The sequence below is a fragment of the Fodinicurvata sp. EGI_FJ10296 genome (assembly GCF_040712075.1).
Classification (GTDB): Bacteria; Pseudomonadota; Alphaproteobacteria; order DSM-16000; family Inquilinaceae; genus JBFCVL01.
Map to the genome: position 1 here is coordinate 71,238 of NZ_JBFCVL010000010.1, position 14,936 is coordinate 86,173.

General features: G+C 63.9%; 13 protein-coding genes. 12 read left to right on the forward strand and 1 reads right to left on the reverse strand.

Annotation, left to right across the window (positions count from 1 at the left end; genetic code table 11):
• Positions 1-59: 59 nt before the first annotated feature.
• The 7 genes from ABZ728_RS20250 to glp all read left to right on the forward strand — a co-directional run bounded on the left by ABZ728_RS20250 (position 60) and on the right by glp (position 9,474).
• Positions 60-3,800, forward strand: a complete 3,741-nt coding sequence (locus tag ABZ728_RS20250) for a nitrate reductase subunit alpha (protein ID WP_366658167.1) — start codon at positions 60-62, stop codon at positions 3,798-3,800.
• On the forward strand, positions 3,797-5,326 hold the full coding sequence (gene narH, locus ABZ728_RS20255; protein ID WP_366658169.1) for a nitrate reductase subunit beta: 1,530 nt from the start codon (positions 3,797-3,799) through the stop codon (positions 5,324-5,326). The genes ABZ728_RS20250 and narH overlap by 4 nt, the downstream gene beginning before the upstream one ends.
• On the forward strand, positions 5,326-6,054 hold the full coding sequence (narJ, locus tag ABZ728_RS20260; RefSeq protein WP_366658170.1) for a nitrate reductase molybdenum cofactor assembly chaperone: 729 nt from the start codon (positions 5,326-5,328) through the stop codon (positions 6,052-6,054). Before narH ends, narJ begins: the two co-directional genes overlap by 1 nt.
• Positions 6,055-6,123: 69 nt before the next feature.
• On the forward strand, positions 6,124-6,897 hold the full coding sequence (gene narI, locus ABZ728_RS20265) for a respiratory nitrate reductase subunit gamma (protein WP_366658172.1): 774 nt from the start codon (positions 6,124-6,126) through the stop codon (positions 6,895-6,897).
• A gap of 3 nt (positions 6,898-6,900) precedes the next feature.
• Positions 6,901-7,743, forward strand: a complete 843-nt coding sequence (locus tag ABZ728_RS20270) for a peptidylprolyl isomerase (RefSeq protein WP_366658173.1) — start codon at positions 6,901-6,903, stop codon at positions 7,741-7,743.
• Entirely contained in the window at positions 7,740-8,060 is a 321-nt protein-coding gene (locus ABZ728_RS20275; protein WP_366658174.1) for a hypothetical protein, read from the forward strand. Before ABZ728_RS20270 ends, ABZ728_RS20275 begins: the two co-directional genes overlap by 4 nt.
• Before the next feature lie 100 nt (positions 8,061-8,160).
• Entirely contained in the window at positions 8,161-9,474 is a 1,314-nt protein-coding gene (glp, locus tag ABZ728_RS20280) for a gephyrin-like molybdotransferase Glp (protein ID WP_366658175.1), read from the forward strand.
• A gap of 19 nt (positions 9,475-9,493) precedes the next feature.
• Here glp and ABZ728_RS20285 read toward each other — a convergent pair whose 3' ends face one another.
• On the reverse strand, positions 9,494-10,405 hold the full coding sequence (locus tag ABZ728_RS20285) for a LysR substrate-binding domain-containing protein (RefSeq protein WP_366658176.1): 912 nt from the start codon (positions 10,403-10,405) through the stop codon (positions 9,494-9,496).
• Between the two features lie 148 nt (positions 10,406-10,553).
• Between ABZ728_RS20285 and ABZ728_RS20290 the strand changes: the two genes are divergently transcribed.
• The 5 genes from ABZ728_RS20290 (at position 10,554) to ABZ728_RS20310 (ending at position 14,922) form a co-directional block, all read left to right on the forward strand.
• Positions 10,554-11,666 carry an FAD-dependent oxidoreductase gene (locus ABZ728_RS20290; RefSeq protein ID WP_366658178.1) on the forward strand — a complete coding sequence of 371 codons (1,113 nt, stop codon included), beginning with the start codon at positions 10,554-10,556 and terminating at the stop codon, positions 11,664-11,666.
• Positions 11,659-11,958: a (2Fe-2S)-binding protein gene (locus ABZ728_RS20295; RefSeq protein WP_366658179.1), complete on the forward strand. Its 300-nt coding sequence runs from the start codon at positions 11,659-11,661 to the stop codon at positions 11,956-11,958. The genes ABZ728_RS20290 and ABZ728_RS20295 overlap by 8 nt, the downstream gene beginning before the upstream one ends.
• Positions 11,955-13,433, forward strand: coding sequence for an NAD(P)/FAD-dependent oxidoreductase (locus tag ABZ728_RS20300; RefSeq protein WP_366658181.1), 1,479 nt, complete (start codon positions 11,955-11,957; stop codon positions 13,431-13,433). Before ABZ728_RS20295 ends, ABZ728_RS20300 begins: the two co-directional genes overlap by 4 nt.
• A gap of 13 nt (positions 13,434-13,446) precedes the next feature.
• A complete protein-coding gene (locus ABZ728_RS20305) occupies positions 13,447-14,427 on the forward strand; it encodes a tripartite tricarboxylate transporter substrate binding protein (protein WP_366658182.1) in 981 nt (326 codons plus the stop codon).
• 90 nt (positions 14,428-14,517) lie between these two features.
• Positions 14,518-14,922, forward strand: coding sequence for a tripartite tricarboxylate transporter TctB family protein (locus tag ABZ728_RS20310; protein WP_366658183.1), 405 nt, complete (start codon positions 14,518-14,520; stop codon positions 14,920-14,922).
• Positions 14,923-14,936: the final 14 nt, after the last annotated feature.

A 14,936-nucleotide genomic window follows, 5' to 3' on the forward strand; every position in this document is an offset into this window, starting at 1 on the left:
CTGCCGGCATTCCGGCCCCCATTCTGGCCCCCATTCAGACCGACTCAGGAGATCCTTCTATGAGCCATATCCTCGACCGTCTGACCTTTCTGACCCGGAAGGACGAACCATTCTCCGACGGCCATGGCATCACGACCACCGAAGGCCGGGGTTGGGAAGACAGCTATCGCAAACGCTGGCAGCACGACAAGGTCGTGCGCTCGACCCATGGCGTGAACTGCACGGGGTCGTGCTCGTGGAAGATCTATGTCAAGGGCGGCATCGTCACCTGGGAAACCCAGCAGACCGACTATCCCCGCACGCGCCCCGACCTGCCCAACCACGAACCGCGCGGCTGCGCCCGGGGCGCCAGCTATTCCTGGTATCTTTATTCCGGCTCGCGGGTGAAATATCCACTGATCCGGTCGCGGCTGCTGCGCCACTGGCGCGCGGCGCGGGCCACGAACACGCCGGTCTCCGCCTGGGCGTCGATCGTGGAGGACCCGGCCAAGCGGCAGGATTATATCAAGATGCGTGGTCATGGCGGTCTCGTCCGCGCGTCCTGGGACGAGGTCAACGAGATCATCGCCTCGGCCAACGCCTATACGGCGAAAAAGCACGGGCCGGACCGGATCTTCGGCTTCTCGCCGATCCCGGCGATGTCGATGATTTCCTATGCCGCGGGCGCGCGCTACCTGTCGCTGATCGGCGGCGTGTGCGGGTCGTTCTACGACTGGTATTGCGACCTGCCACCGGCCAGCCCGCAAACCTGGGGCGAGCAGACCGACGTTCCGGAATCCGCCGACTGGTACAATGCCGGTTTCCTGATGCTATGGGGCTCGAACGTGCCGCAGACGCGCACGCCCGACGCCCATTTCTATACCGAGGTCCGGTACAAGGGCACCAAATCGGTCGTCGTGTCGCCGGATTATTCCGAAGCGTCGAAATTCGCCGATCTTTGGCTGAACCCCAAACAGGGCACGGATGCTGCGCTGGCGTTGGCGATGGGCCATGTCGTGCTCAAGGAGTATCACGTCGAACGGCAGGCAAAGTATTTCGATGACTACGCCCGCCAGTACACCGATATGCCGATGCTGGTGAAGCTGACCAAACGCGACGGCCGGTATATCGCCGAAGGGCTGCTGCGCGCCGGCGAGTTCGCCGACGGCCTGGGCGAGACGAACAACCCCGACTGGAAAACCGTCGGCATCGACGAGGTCAGCGGGTCCCTGGTCGCGCCGCACGGCTCGATCGGCTATCGCTGGGGAGAAAAGGGCAAATGGAATCTCGAAGAGAAGGATTCCGGCGGCCGGGACATCCGGCTGGCGCTGTCGCTGGCCGACGCCCATGACGAGATGGCGACCGTCGGCTTCCCCTATTTCGGCGGCCGCGCGACCGAGAATTTCACCGCTACCGACCACGGCGAGATCCTCGACCGCAACGTCCCTGTCCGCCGGGTGACGCTGAAGGACGGCGAGACGCTGGTCGCCACGGTCTTCGACCTGCATTGCGCAAACTACGGCATTGACCGCGGTTTCGGCGGTGCGAATGTCGCGGCCTCCTTCGACGAGGACGTGCCGTTCACGCCGGCATGGGCAGAGAAGATCACCGGCCTGTCGCGCGACAAGATCATCCATGTGGCGCGCGAATTCGCAACCAATGCTGAAAAGACCAATGGACGGTCGATGGTCATCCTCGGCGCAGGGCTGAACCACTGGTACCACATGGATATGAGCTACCGGGGGATCATCAATCTCCTGGTCATGTGCGGCTGTATCGGCCAATCGGGCGGCGGCTGGTCGCATTATGTCGGTCAGGAAAAGCTGCGCCCGCAACTGGGCTGGCTGCCGCTGGCCTTCGGGCTCGACTGGTCGCGGCCGCCGCGCCAGATGAACTCGACCAGTTTCTGGTATGCCCATACCGACCAGTGGCGGTACGAGAAACTCGACGTCGACGAGATCCTGTCGCCGACCGCGCCGGAAGGCGACTGGTCGGGTTCGCTGATCGACTACAATATCCGCGCCGAGCGAATGGGATGGCTGCCATCGGCTCCGCAACTGAAACAGAATCCGCTGACCGTCGCCGCCATGGCGGCCGAAGCGGGACTGGATCCGAAAGACTACGTCGCGCAGGCGCTGAAAAGCGGTGATCTGGAAATGTCGTGCCAGGATCCGGACGATCCGGCCAACTGGCCGCGCAATCTGTTCGTCTGGCGCTCGAACCTGCTGGGATCGTCCGGCAAGGGGCACGAATACTTTCTGAAGCATCTTCTGGGCACGACCCACGGCGTGCTGGGCAAGGATCTGGGTGTCGAGGGCCAGGCCAAATCGGACGAGGCCAAGTGGCACGAGCATGCGCCGGAAGGAAAGCTCGACCTGCTGGTGACGCTGGACTTCCGGATGTCCACCACCTGCGTGTTGTCGGACATCGTGCTGCCGGTGGCCACCTGGTACGAGAAGAACGACCTGAACACGTCGGACATGCACCCGTTCATCCATCCGCTGACGGCGGCGACCGATCCGGTCTGGGAATGCAAGAGCGACTGGGACATCTATCGCAATCTGGCGCAGAAGTTCTCGGAAGTCGCGCCAGAAGTGCTGGGCGTCGAGAAGGATGTCGTTCTCACGCCGATCCTGCACGACACACCGGGGGAGATCGCCCAGCCCTATGACGTGCGCGACTGGAAACGCGGCGAGGTCGACCCGATCCCGGGCCGGACGATGCCGCAGGTCACCGTCGTCGAGCGCGATTACGCCAACATCTACAAGAAGTTCACCGCCGTCGGGCCGCTGCTCGACACCCTCGGCAATGGCGGCAAGGGCATCACCTGGAAAACCGAAGCCGAAGTCGGCGATCTGGGCGATCTGAATGGCCGGGTGACGGAGGAAGGCGTCACCAAAGGCCGACCGCGCATCGTCACCGACATCGACGCGACCGAGGTCGTCCTGATGCTGGCGCCGGAGACCAACGGCCATGTCGCGGTCAAGGCATGGCAGGCGCTGACCGACATCACCGGGCGCGAACACACCCATCTTGCGCGCTCGAAGCAGGACGAGAAGATCCGTTTTCGCGATATCACGGCACAGCCGCGCAAGATCATCTCGTCGCCGACCTGGTCGGGGCTGGAATCCGAAGAGGTCTGCTATAACGCCGGCTACACCAATGTCCACGAGTTGATCCCGTGGCGCACCCTGACAGGCCGTCAGCAGCTGTATCAGGATCACCGCTGGATGCTGGCATTCGGGGAAGCCATGTGCACCTGGAAGCCGCCGATCGACCTGAAAACGGTCGAGCGCATTCGCGGCACGGTGCCCAACGGCAACGGCGAAGTCGTGCTGAATTTCATCACGCCGCACCAGAAATGGGGCATCCACTCCACCTATTCCGACAATCTGCTGATGCTGACCCTGAACCGCGGCGGGCCGGTGATCTGGATTTCGGAAACCGACGCCAAATCGGCCGGCATCGTCGATAACGACTGGGTCGAAGTCTACAACACCAACGGCGCCCTGACCGCCCGCGCGGTGGTCTCGCAGCGCGTCAATCCGGGCATGGTCATGATGTACCACGCCCAGGAAAAGATCGTGAATACGCCCGGTTCCGAGATCACCGGACAGCGCGGCGGCATTCACAACTCTGTCACCCGGACCACGCTCAAGCCCACGCACATGATCGGCGGCTACGCCCAGCAATCCTACGGCTTCAACTATTACGGCACCGTCGGATCGAACCGGGACGAGTTCGTCATCGTGCGCAAGATGGACAAGATCGACTGGCTCGAAGGCCCCTACGAAGACAGCAAGAAGGATGCGGCGGAATGAAAATCCGTGCTCAAGTCGCCATGGTACTGAACCTGGACAAATGCATCGGGTGTCATACCTGCTCCGTCACCTGCAAGAACGTCTGGACCAGCCGCGAAGGCATGGAATACGCGTGGTTCAACAACGTCGAGACCAAGCCCGGCATCGGCTACCCCAAGGAATGGGAAAACCAGAAGAAATGGAACGGCGGCTGGGTCCGGACGTCCGGAGGCAAGATCCATCCCAAACAGGGATCGAAATGGCGGATATTGGCCAAGATCTTCGCCAACCCCGACCTGCCGGAAATCGACGACTATTACGAGCCGTTCACCTTCGATTACGAACACCTGCAATCGTCCAAGGAGACGCAGGCATTCCCGACCGCCCGGCCGCGATCGCTGATCACCGGCGAGCGGATGGAAAAGATCGAATGGGGGCCGAACTGGGAGGAGATCCTGGGCGGTGAATTCGCCAAACGCTCGAAGGACGTGAATTTCGAAGGCGTTCAGAAGGAGATCTACGGCGAATTCGAAAACACCTTCATGATGTATCTGCCGCGCCTGTGCGAGCATTGCCTCAATCCGAGCTGCGTCGCCTCGTGCCCGTCGGGCGCCATCTACAAGCGCGAGGAAGACGGCATCGTCCTGATCGATCAGGAGAAATGCCGCGGTTGGCGCATGTGCGTGTCGGGCTGTCCCTACAAGAAGATCTATTACAACTGGGCGTCGGGCAAATCCGAGAAATGCATCTTCTGTTATCCGCGCATCGAGGCCGGCCAGCCGACGGTGTGCTCGGAGACCTGCGTCGGACGGATCCGCTATCTGGGCGTCATCCTCTATGACGCCGACGGCATCGAGCACGCCGCATCCGCCGCCAACGAACAGGACCTGTATGAAGAGCAGCTGAAGCTGTTCAAGGATCCGAACGACCCGGCCGTGATCGAGCAGGCCCGCCACGACGGCGTACCCGAAGCGTGGCTGGAAGCGGCCAAACGGTCGCCGATCTGGAAGATGGCCATGGACTGGAAGGTGGCCTTCCCGCTGCATCCGGAATACCGGACGCTGCCGATGGTCTGGTACGTCCCGCCGCTGTCGCCGATCCAGTCGGCGGCCGAAGCCGGCAAGATGGGCACCGACGGCGGCATGCCCGATGTCCGCTCGTTACGCATTCCGTTGAAGTACCTCGCCAATTTGCTGACCGCGGGCAAGGAAGAGCCGATCGCCCTGTGCCTGGAACGGATGCTGGCCATGCGGGGATACATGCGGGCCAAAACCGTGGACGGTGTCATCGACGAAAGCATCGCCGAACGGGTCGGCCTGAAGGCGCAGGACATCGAGGACATGTACCAGTTGATGGCGATCGCCAACTACGAAGACCGGTTCGTCATTCCAACCACGCACCGCGAAGTCGACAGCGATGCCTATGACATGCGCGGCAGTTGCGGCTTCTCGTTCGGTAACAACTGCTCCAGCGGGGCCAGCGACGCGACCATGTTCTTCGGCGGTCCCAAGCGCAAGCGTGCCACATCGCCGATGGAGGTGTCGTGATGATCAGGACATTCAAGGCCCTGTCCGCCCTGCTGAGCTATCCCTCGACCGAATTGCAGCAGGCGATCCCGGATATCCGCGCCGTTCTGCAGCAGGAGGGACTGGCCGACGCGGCCGACCGGGCGGCGCTGGAGCCGCTGTTGTCGGACATCGAGAGCAGCGACATCTACGAGCTGCAGGAACGCTATACGTTCCTTTTCGACCGGACCCGGTCATTGTCGCTGCACCTGTTCGAGCATGTGCATGGCGAAAGCCGGGACCGGGGCCAGGCCATGGTCGATCTGGGCCAGCATTACGAGGAACACGGTTTCGTCCCGGCCACCAACGAGCTGCCGGACTATCTGCCGATGTTCCTGGAATTTCTGGCTGTGGTCCCGATCGACAGGGCGCGGGTGCTGCTGGCCGATCCGCTGGAGATACTGGCCGCGCTGGATGACCGGCTGGCCAAGCGCGAAACGCCGTACCGGGCGATCTTCCGGACTCTGCTGACCATCGCCCGGCGCCCAGCCAACGAGGAAGTGCTCGACGCGTTACGGGCCGAAAACGATACGGCGGCCGACGATCTCGACGCGATCGATCGCGAATGGGAAGAGGCGGCCGTGACCTTTGGTCCCGACTCCATGCCAGGCTCAACAGAAGGCGGATGCGGCGCATCGCGGCTTCAGACCCGGCTGCGGGCGGATATGCGCGATCCGCGTTTGGCCCCGCCCCCCACCCGCGCACGTTGACGGCACGCACCGCCGATGCCGATTCCCCGTCCGTCACCAAACGGGCGGGGTCTATCAGGAGACAAAGCCATGTCCGGCTATTTCAATACCTTCTTCTTCGGGATCTTTCCCTATATCGCGCTGGCCGTATTCGTCGTCGGGTCGATCATCCGGTTCGACCGCGAACCCTATTCCTGGCGCGCGCAATCCAGCCAGTTCCTGCGCCGCAAGCAACTGATCTGGGGGTCGGTTCTCTTCCATGCCGGCATCCTGTTCCTGTTCTTCGGGCATTTCATCGGCCTTCTGACGCCGCATTTCTTCTACAGCTATGTCATCACGGCCGAGAACAAAGCGATGCTTGCGATCGTCGCCGGTGGAACGGCCGGCGTTGCCTGCTTCATCGGCCTTACGATGTTGCTGCACCGGCGTCTGTTCGACAGCCGCATCCGCAAGACCAGCACCGTGATGGATATCGCTATACTGATCATTCTATGGTTGCAGCTGTCGCTGGGTCTCATTTCGGTCCCTTATTCGCTGAGCCATGACGACAAGTCAGAGGTCATGCTGCGCGCATCGGAATGGGCGCAGCGGACGCTGACCTTTCGCATCGACGGCACGGCCGACCTGATCCAGGGACTGGAATGGCCCTATCAGGTTCATATCATCCTGGGGCTGTTCATCTTTCTGTTGTTCCCGTTCAGCCGTCTGGTCCATATCTGGAGTGCACCGATCTGGTATCTGGGGCGGCGCGGCTATCAGGTCGTCCGGACCGCCAATCCCGACCATTCCGGCGGTCAGGCGCAACGCCCCTCGCCGGGTTCGCGTCCTGCCGAGACGTCCCGCCCCACGCAACCAGCGGAGTGACAGATGCAACTGTTCGATGCCAACGATCTGGCCGCGGCGGCACTGCCGCCGGCGCCAACGGTGCGGGTGAACGGCGTGGAGATCGAGAAAACCGCGATCACGCGCGAGATCCAGCACCACCCGGCGCCATCCGCCAGCGACGCCATGCAGGCGGCGACCCATGCGCTGGTGGTCCGCGAATTGCTGCTGCAGCAGGCCGACCGTCTGGAAATCAGCGCCGACCCGCAGACAGACGACGACGGACGCCGCGAGACCGATGACGATTCGCGCATCCGGCAATTGCTGGACCGGGAGGTGACGGTACCCGCGCCGACCGAAGCCGAATGCCGGCGCTACTACGACGTCAACCGAAGCCGGTTCTCAAGCCCCGACATCTACGAGCCGGCGCATATCCTGTTTCCGGCCCGCGTCTCGGACGGACAAGCCTATCAAGCCGCCATCGCCGCCGCGGCCGCGGCAATCGAGGAACTGACGGCACAGCCCGAGCGTTTCGAAACCATGGCCCGCGACCTGTCCGCCTGCCCCTCGGCGTCCTCGGGCGGCAATCTCGGCCAGATCACCCAGGGTCAGACGACACCGGAATTCGAGGAAGCGGTCATGGCGATGACACCCGGCACGATCGCGAAGGAGCCCGTGATGTCGAAATACGGCGTCCATGTCATACGGCTCGACCGGCGCATCGACGGCCAGCAACTTCCCTTCGATCTGGTAAAGGACGAAATCGCCGACTATCTGGCCGACCGCGTGTTCCAGCGCGCTGTCCACCAATACATCTCGATCCTGGCGGGTCAGGCCGCAATCGAAGGTGTCGACCTGGAGGCGGCGACCAGCCCGTTGGTCCAATGACCATGGCGCAGGACGCGTCGATGCCGATGCTGGGCGACCTGATCGAGATGGCCGAGACGGGGCCTGCCCTGGCCGCGGCGCTTGCCGCCGCCGGACAAGCGCCCCTGATCGACCGCATCAACGTGGCGGCCGAGCGGCTGGGGCTGGCACCGGAGGACTTCGCCCGCCTCGCCATCCGGCGATTCAGCGAGCGGGCAGACGACGAGCAATGGGTCCGGGTCATGGGGGTCGCCGGACGCGACAACCGGCCCGGCGCCGCCCTGATTGCGGCAATTCTGCACACGGCAGTCAACGATGCCGAAGCATTGTCCTCGTGATGCCCGCTTCTCGTAACAGGGCCGCTCGCAACCCGGGCGCCCGTGATGCTAATATCGGCCAACGCGGCCGGCCGCCGCTCCGGACGAAAGGAGCCAGATCATGGTGATATGCCCGCCGGCGATCGATCCGGCCGACGAGATGTCGGGCCCGCGCGCTGTCCCACAGGATGATTGCACTGGTGCAAGCGGCCCGCAAAACCGGCTGATGCCGTTCGACGACGCTTTGGCGACCGGTCTGGGTCTGGCGGCACGACCGGTTCCGATGGAGACGGTCGCGCTGTCCGATGCGGTCGGACGCGTCCTGGCCGGGCGCGCCTGCGCCGGGTCACCGATGCCGGCTTTCGATCACGCCGCGATGGATGGCTATGCCGTGCGTTATTCCGATCTGGCCGGACCCGGCCCCTGGACGCTGGAGCTGAACGGACGGGCGGCGGCCGGGGACGCGCCGTTGCCGGCGGACGCGGTCGCGACCGGTGCGGCCGTGCGCATCCTGACAGGCGCGCCAATACCCGCTGGCCTCGACACCGTCATCATGCAGGAGCACGCCGCGCGAAGCGGCAACCGGGTCACGATTGCTGATCGGCCCCGCCAGGGCGCCAATATCCGCCTGACGGGCGAGGACGCCGCCATCGGCGCCACGGTCGTCGCCGAAGGCACGCTGCTGGGCGTGCGGGAGATCGCCGCTCTGGCCTCGATCGGCGAGGCAGCGGTCGATGTGCGGCGCAAACTGCGCATCGCCTGGTTTTCCAGCGGCAGCGAATTGCGCGAGCCCGGCGAGCCGCTGGCCCCGGGTCAGATCCACGATGCCAACCGCTATACCCTGCTCGCCGCGCTGGACCAGCCGTGGATCGACCGCCTCGACCTGGGCACGGTGCCCGACACACCCCGGGCGCTGACCGATGCGCTGATCGATGCCAGCCACCGCGCCGATATGGTCGTTTCCACGGGCGGCGTTTCGGTCGGCGACGAAGATCATATGCCAAGCGTGTTCCGTGAGGCCGGCGGCGACATCCGGGCCATGCGGATCGCCATGAAGCCGGGCAAGCCGCTGGCGATCGGACGCATGAACGACGCCGTCTATCTGGGCCTGCCCGGCAACCCGGTGGCCGCATTCGTCGGGTGGCTGACCATCGGCGCGCCCATGGCCCGGCTGATGGCGGGCTTCGCCGATGTCCGCCCGCCCCGCCATTTCGCCCGACTGGCCGCCGCCTCCTCGCGCCGGCCGGGGCGCCGGGAATTTCGCCCGGCCCGGATCACCGGCCGCGACGACAACGGCGTGCCACGGATCGAACTGCTGGGCAGCAGCTTTTCCGCCCGGATCGGGTTGCTGTGCGCCGCCGATGGGCTGGCCGTTCTGCCCGCAGACGCCGAAACGCTGGATGCCGACACCGTGGTCGAATTCATCTGGCTCTGACGCATCGGCTTGGCCGACCTCAGGCGGGCCGCTCGATCCTGGAAGCGACCGGATAGCTGTTCAAGGTCTCTTCGAGCATGCCGATGAATTCGACCGAACCGCGCGACCGGGACCGGCCGGCCGCGGAAAGCACGCCGAAGGTAAAGGGCACTTCCGGCTCGAACGGGCGGATCTCGACGTCCCGGTTCTCGCAGTAAAGCGCGGTGAACGGATCGAACACGGCAACACCCAGCCCCAGTTCGACCAGCCGGCAGGCCACGATCGAAAGCGGCGTCTCGATCTGAATGGCGATGTCGATGCCGGCGGATTGAATGATGGTTTCCAGGTGCTGACGCAGACTGGACGCGGTCAACGATATCAGCTTTTCGTCGGCGAGATCCCGGGCACGAATGCACTGTTTGGCGGTCAGCGGGTGTCCCCTGGACAATGCGCAGACGGCGGCGGCCGTTACGGACATTTCCACCCGGACACCGCGCACGTCGAAGGGCGGCGCGGCCAGCCCCAGCTCGCAATGCTGCGAAATGATCCATTCCACGACCTGTTGTGAACTTCGCGCATGCAGAGCCAGCCGCGCTTGTGGATGCTGGCCCTGGAAACTGGCGATCGTCTGCGGGACCAGATCAAGACACAGGCCGGGCATCGCTGCGATGGTCAATCGTGCCTCGCGGAAATTGCTGAGATCGCGGGCGAATTCGAAAAGCCGCTCCAGGCTCTTGTAGGACCGCTCCACCTCTTCGAACATCTGGATCGCTTCCGGCGTCGGCGACACCCGGCCGTGGCGGCGTTCGAACAGCGGAAATGGCAGCGATGCTTCGAGATCGCTGATCAGCCGGCTGACGGACGGCTGGGATATCCGGAGGTATTCCGCCGCTTCGGTCATCGTTCGCGCCGCCATCACCGCCCGAAACGCCTCGATCTGCCGGTGTCTCATGTTTCGCCTCTTTCATTATAATATTTCTGAATATTAAGCCGAACAATCTCGATTGGACACTATGAAGTCGATTCGATTGTATGTGGCCATGAAAAAATGCGTCCGGATTGCGGACCCGGTGAGGGCAATTGAGGCACAGGGAAGGCCAATGAGTATCAGCACAACAGCCGATGCCGTTATCGTGGGCGGCGGGCTCGTCGGTGTGGCCATAGCCTATGGCCTCGTCCAGCGCGGGCTCGATGTCGTCATTCTAGACGAAGGCGATGTCGCCTTCCGGGCATCTCGCGGCAATTTCGGCCTGGTCTGGGTTCAGAGCAAGGGCGTCGGCATGCCGGCCTATGCGCAATGGACCCGCCGCTCGTCGGATCTGTGGCCGGAATTCGCCGAGACGGTCCGTGAGGACACCGGCATCGACCTGCAGTTCAGCCGCAACGGCGGCTATCAGTTCTGCCTTTCGGAAAAGGAATTCCAGGACCGCGTGCGCATGATGGATACGCTGGTCGAGGCCTCCGGCGGAACCTTTACTTATGAAATGATGCGGCGCGGCGAACTGGCCGACCGGTTACCCGAGCTTGGCCCCGATGTCGTCGGTGCCTCGTTCTCGCCCCATGACGGTCATGTGAACTCGCTGCGGCTGTTCCGCGCCATGCATGTCGGGTTTCAGAAACACGGCGGCACCTACACCCCGAACAGCCGGGTCACCGACATCACCCGCGACGGCGACGGATTTCGCATCGCCACCGAAAAGGGCGACATTTACCGCTCGGCCCGCGTCGTACTGGCAGCGGGCAATGCCACGCGCGAATTGGCGCCCATGGTCGGGTTGGAAGCGCCGGTATCGCCCCAGAAGGGCCAGATCCTGGTGACGGCAAAGACCTCGCCGTTTCTCGACTGCCCCACTGCCCAGCTTCGCCAGACGGGCGAGGGCAGCGTACTGATCGGCGATTCCAAGGAGGAATCGGGCTTCGAGGACATGACCTCGCCGGAGACCATCAAGATGCTGGCCGACCGCGCCGTGGCGACCTTTCCGGCACTGCAAAAGGTGCGGGTTGTGCGGTCCTGGGCGGCTTTGCGGGTCATGACGCCCGATGGCTTTCCGGTATACGGCCAATCCGAAACCCATCCGGGCGCCTTTGTCGCCTGCCTGCACAGTGGCGTGACGCTGGCGGCCGCCCATGTCGGGCCGATGGCCGACGCGATCGCCGGTGGCGGCCTTCCGCCGTCGTTCGAATCCTTCAGCGCGGACCGATTCAATGTTTAAGCGGCACTACTCCGATCCGGACGTTCCAACGGTCACGATCCGCTTCGAAGGCGAGGCGATCGAAGCGCGCGCGACCGACACCGTCGCGGCGGCCTTGCTGATTGCCGGCGTGACCGCGACCCGCACGACGCCGGTCACCGGTCAGCCGCGCGCACCCTATTGCATGATGGGGGTGTGCTTCGACTGCCTGATGGTCATCGACGGCGAGGGCGATCGCCAGGCCTGCCTGGTGCCGGTCGCCGAGGGCATGACTGTTTCCCGCCAGAACCGCACGATCGAGGTGGTCCGATGACCGACAGCTATGATCTCGTCGTGATCGGCGCCGGTCCGGCCGGTCTGTCCGCGGCGACCGAAGGTGCCGCCCGCGGCCTTTCCGTTCTGCTGCTTGACGAGCAGCCGGGTCCTGGCGGCCAGATCTATCGCGCGTCCGAAACCAGTCCACTGGCCGGGCGCGGCGTACTCGGACCGGAGTATGAGCGGGGCCGGGACCTGGCCGCGGCTTTTCGCGCCAGCGCCGCCGAATACAGCCCCCGCTCGACGGTGACCGACATCACCCGCGACGGATGGGTCGGGATCGATTGTGACGGCGCGATCCGCTATGTGCACGGCCGCCGGATTCTGATCGCGACCGGCGCCATGGAACGCCCGTTCCCCATTCGGGGCTGGACCCTGCCCGGCGTGATGACGGCCGGCGCCGCGCAGACGCTTTTGAAATCCGCCGGCGCCGTGCCGGGATCGCGCACCGTCATGGCGGGCAGCGGGCCGCTATTGTATCTGCTGGCCTGGCAGATCCTGCAGACCGGCCAGCCGTTGCACGCCATTCTGGATACCGCCGCCCCGTCGAAGACATCGCTGGCGGTTCTCTCCAAACTCCCCGGCGCGATGCGCAAGCCGTCCTATCTGGTCAAGGGGCTGCGCCTGCTGGCCGCGATCAAGCGGTCCGGCGTGCGCCATGTGCAGGGTGTGACAGGCCTGTCGGCCGAGGGCGACGGCGCCCTGAACGGTGTCACATTCGAACGCGGCGGCAAAAGCGAACGGCTCGACGCCGACCTTTTGCTGCTGCATCAGGGGGTGGTTCCGAACATTCAGTTGACCCAGGCATTGCGCTGCGATCACCGCTGGGACGACGGCCAGTTGTGCTGGCGTCCGGTGACGGATGACTGGGGCGTGACCTCTGTCGCCAACATCGCCGTTGCCGGCGACGGCGGCGGCATCGGCGGCGCTGTTGCGGCTGAATATGCCGGGCGCGTTGCGGCAATCGGCGCGGCCATCGATGCCGGCCGGGTGGACTCAGACGCCGGCGCGCAGGCAGCCCAACCCCTTCGCGCCGCTTTGGCCCGCGATCTTGCCGCGCGGCCATTGCTCGACGCGCTTTATCGTCCGGCCGACGGCTTCCGCGTTCCCGAAGACGATGCCGTCGTTGCCTGCCGGTGCGAGGAAGTAACCATCGGAGAAATCCGCAAAGCGGCCAGGATGGGGGCAACCGGCCCGAACCAGCTCAAGGCGTTTCTTCGCGCGGGCATGGGCGCTTGCCAGGGCCGTCTCTGCGGCTTGACCGTTTCGGAAACCATCGCCCGCGAACGCGGCCAGTCGCCAGCCGAAACCGGCTACTACCGTATCAGACCCCCCTTCAAACCCGTCACGCTGGGGGCTCTGGCGTCGATGAGCCTTCCGCGCACAACCGGTTATGAAAATCCGGAAGAACCGGCGAACCCGGAAAAATCGGCAGAAACGCCATCCCCAACCGAATTCCGAACAGGGACATGAAAAGGAAAACATGATGAACAAGATGATTTTGAAAGCCTCCGTCGCCGCCGCGATCCTGGCTGTCTCGGGCGGAGCCGCCCAGGCGGAATGGCCGGAAGAAGCCGTGCGCCTCGTCATTTCATTCTCGCCCGGCGGCGGAATGGACCAGAGCGTGCTGCCCTTGAAGCCGCTGCTCGAAGAAGACCTCGGCCAGACATTCCTGTACGATTACCGGCCCGGCGCCAGCGGCCGGATCGGGTTCGAATATGTCTATATGAATGGCGAAGACGGCTACACGGTCAGCGCCCTCAGCGAACCGCATTTCACCAACACCACGATCTTCGACGAACCGCGCTACACCATTGAAGATCTGGTGCCGGTGGGACTTTTCATGCGCGACGTGCCGGTCTGGTTCGTGCGCAATGACTCGCCCTATCAGGACATGAACGATCTGATCGAGGCCGCGCGTGAGATGCCGGGCGAAATTACGGTCGCAACCGGCAGCTTCACCGGCGAACAGTACCTGACGGTCGCCATTCTGGAAGAACAGGCCGATGTTCAGTTCCGGGCCGTCAATGTTCAGGGCGGCGCGCCGGTGATGAGTAACGTCCTGGGCGGACACATGGATGTCGGTGTTTCCCGTCCGGCCTCCATCGCCGGGATCGCGGATGAGGTCCGTGCGCTCGGTGTCGTCTCACCGGAACGCAACAACATCTTCCCCGACGCGCCGACCTTCGACGAACAACTGCCGGAAGAATACGATATTCCGCATTTCAGCTCGTCGCGCGGTTTCGCCGTCCATCGGCAGTTCGCGGAAGAGAACCCGGAAGGTTTCGCACGTCTGGAACAGGCGCTGCATGATGCCGTGCATTCCGACGCCTATGGCGAGGCGCTCGATCGCATGGGCCTCGATCTCGAATGGGTGCCGTCCGAGGCGGCCCAGGAAGAGATTCTCGCGACTGCCCGCATGATGGAACAGTATCGCGAACTGGTCGTGGCAGCGCAGGACCGCTGATCGGATTAGCGGGCGGGGTGCCGGCACAGCCAACCGCAGCGCACCGCCGTCCCCCCGCCCGCGATCGTTCCCCCGCCGAAAGGTCTGACCATGGCTTTCCTTCGAGAAGCACTGATGCCGCTCGTGGTGCTTGCGTTCATCGTGGCCTATGTGAGCCTGACGCAGAACAAGCCGGCCGAGAGCACGATTTTCCCCTACACGATCATGATTTTCATTGGCGCGCTTGCCATTGGCATACTTGCGTCATCATGGAAACTGAAAGATTTCTATCGTGTCGCCAATGAAGAGAAGTCTCGGGCACCGCTCGTATTCGCCCTGTCTTTGCTCTTCATTGTCGGTTTCGTCTATCTCGGCTTCTCCATCGCGGCGCTGGCCTTTCTCGTCGTCTCACTGATCGCCCTGGGCACCAGACCCATTCCATCGATCATTATCTCCGTCATCCTGACCGGCGGGATCTATCTCCTGTTCGCGATCGGGCTCGGCGTCAGCTTGTAGTCCCGGGAAAGGCT

Coding starts and splice junctions, on each gene's coding strand:
- ABZ728_RS20275 (WP_366658174.1), top strand. CDS start 7,740: ATGACCATGGCGCAGGACGCGTCGATGCCGATGCTGGGCGACCTGATC.
- ABZ728_RS20300 (WP_366658181.1), top strand. CDS start 11,955: ATGACCGACAGCTATGATCTCGTCGTGATCGGCGCCGGTCCGGCCGGT.
- narH (WP_366658169.1), top strand. CDS start 3,797: ATGAAAATCCGTGCTCAAGTCGCCATGGTACTGAACCTGGACAAATGC.
- ABZ728_RS20250 (WP_366658167.1), top strand. CDS start 60: ATGAGCCATATCCTCGACCGTCTGACCTTTCTGACCCGGAAGGACGAA.
- ABZ728_RS20310 (WP_366658183.1), top strand. CDS start 14,518: ATGGCTTTCCTTCGAGAAGCACTGATGCCGCTCGTGGTGCTTGCGTTC.
- ABZ728_RS20285 (WP_366658176.1), bottom strand. CDS start 10,405: ATGAGACACCGGCAGATCGAGGCGTTTCGGGCGGTGATGGCGGCGCGA.
- ABZ728_RS20305 (WP_366658182.1), top strand. CDS start 13,447: ATGAACAAGATGATTTTGAAAGCCTCCGTCGCCGCCGCGATCCTGGCT.
- glp (WP_366658175.1), top strand. CDS start 8,161: ATGGTGATATGCCCGCCGGCGATCGATCCGGCCGACGAGATGTCGGGC.
- ABZ728_RS20295 (WP_366658179.1), top strand. CDS start 11,659: ATGTTTAAGCGGCACTACTCCGATCCGGACGTTCCAACGGTCACGATC.
- narI (WP_366658172.1), top strand. CDS start 6,124: ATGTCCGGCTATTTCAATACCTTCTTCTTCGGGATCTTTCCCTATATC.
- ABZ728_RS20270 (WP_366658173.1), top strand. CDS start 6,901: ATGCAACTGTTCGATGCCAACGATCTGGCCGCGGCGGCACTGCCGCCG.
- narJ (WP_366658170.1), top strand. CDS start 5,326: ATGATCAGGACATTCAAGGCCCTGTCCGCCCTGCTGAGCTATCCCTCG.
- ABZ728_RS20290 (WP_366658178.1), top strand. CDS start 10,554: ATGAGTATCAGCACAACAGCCGATGCCGTTATCGTGGGCGGCGGGCTC.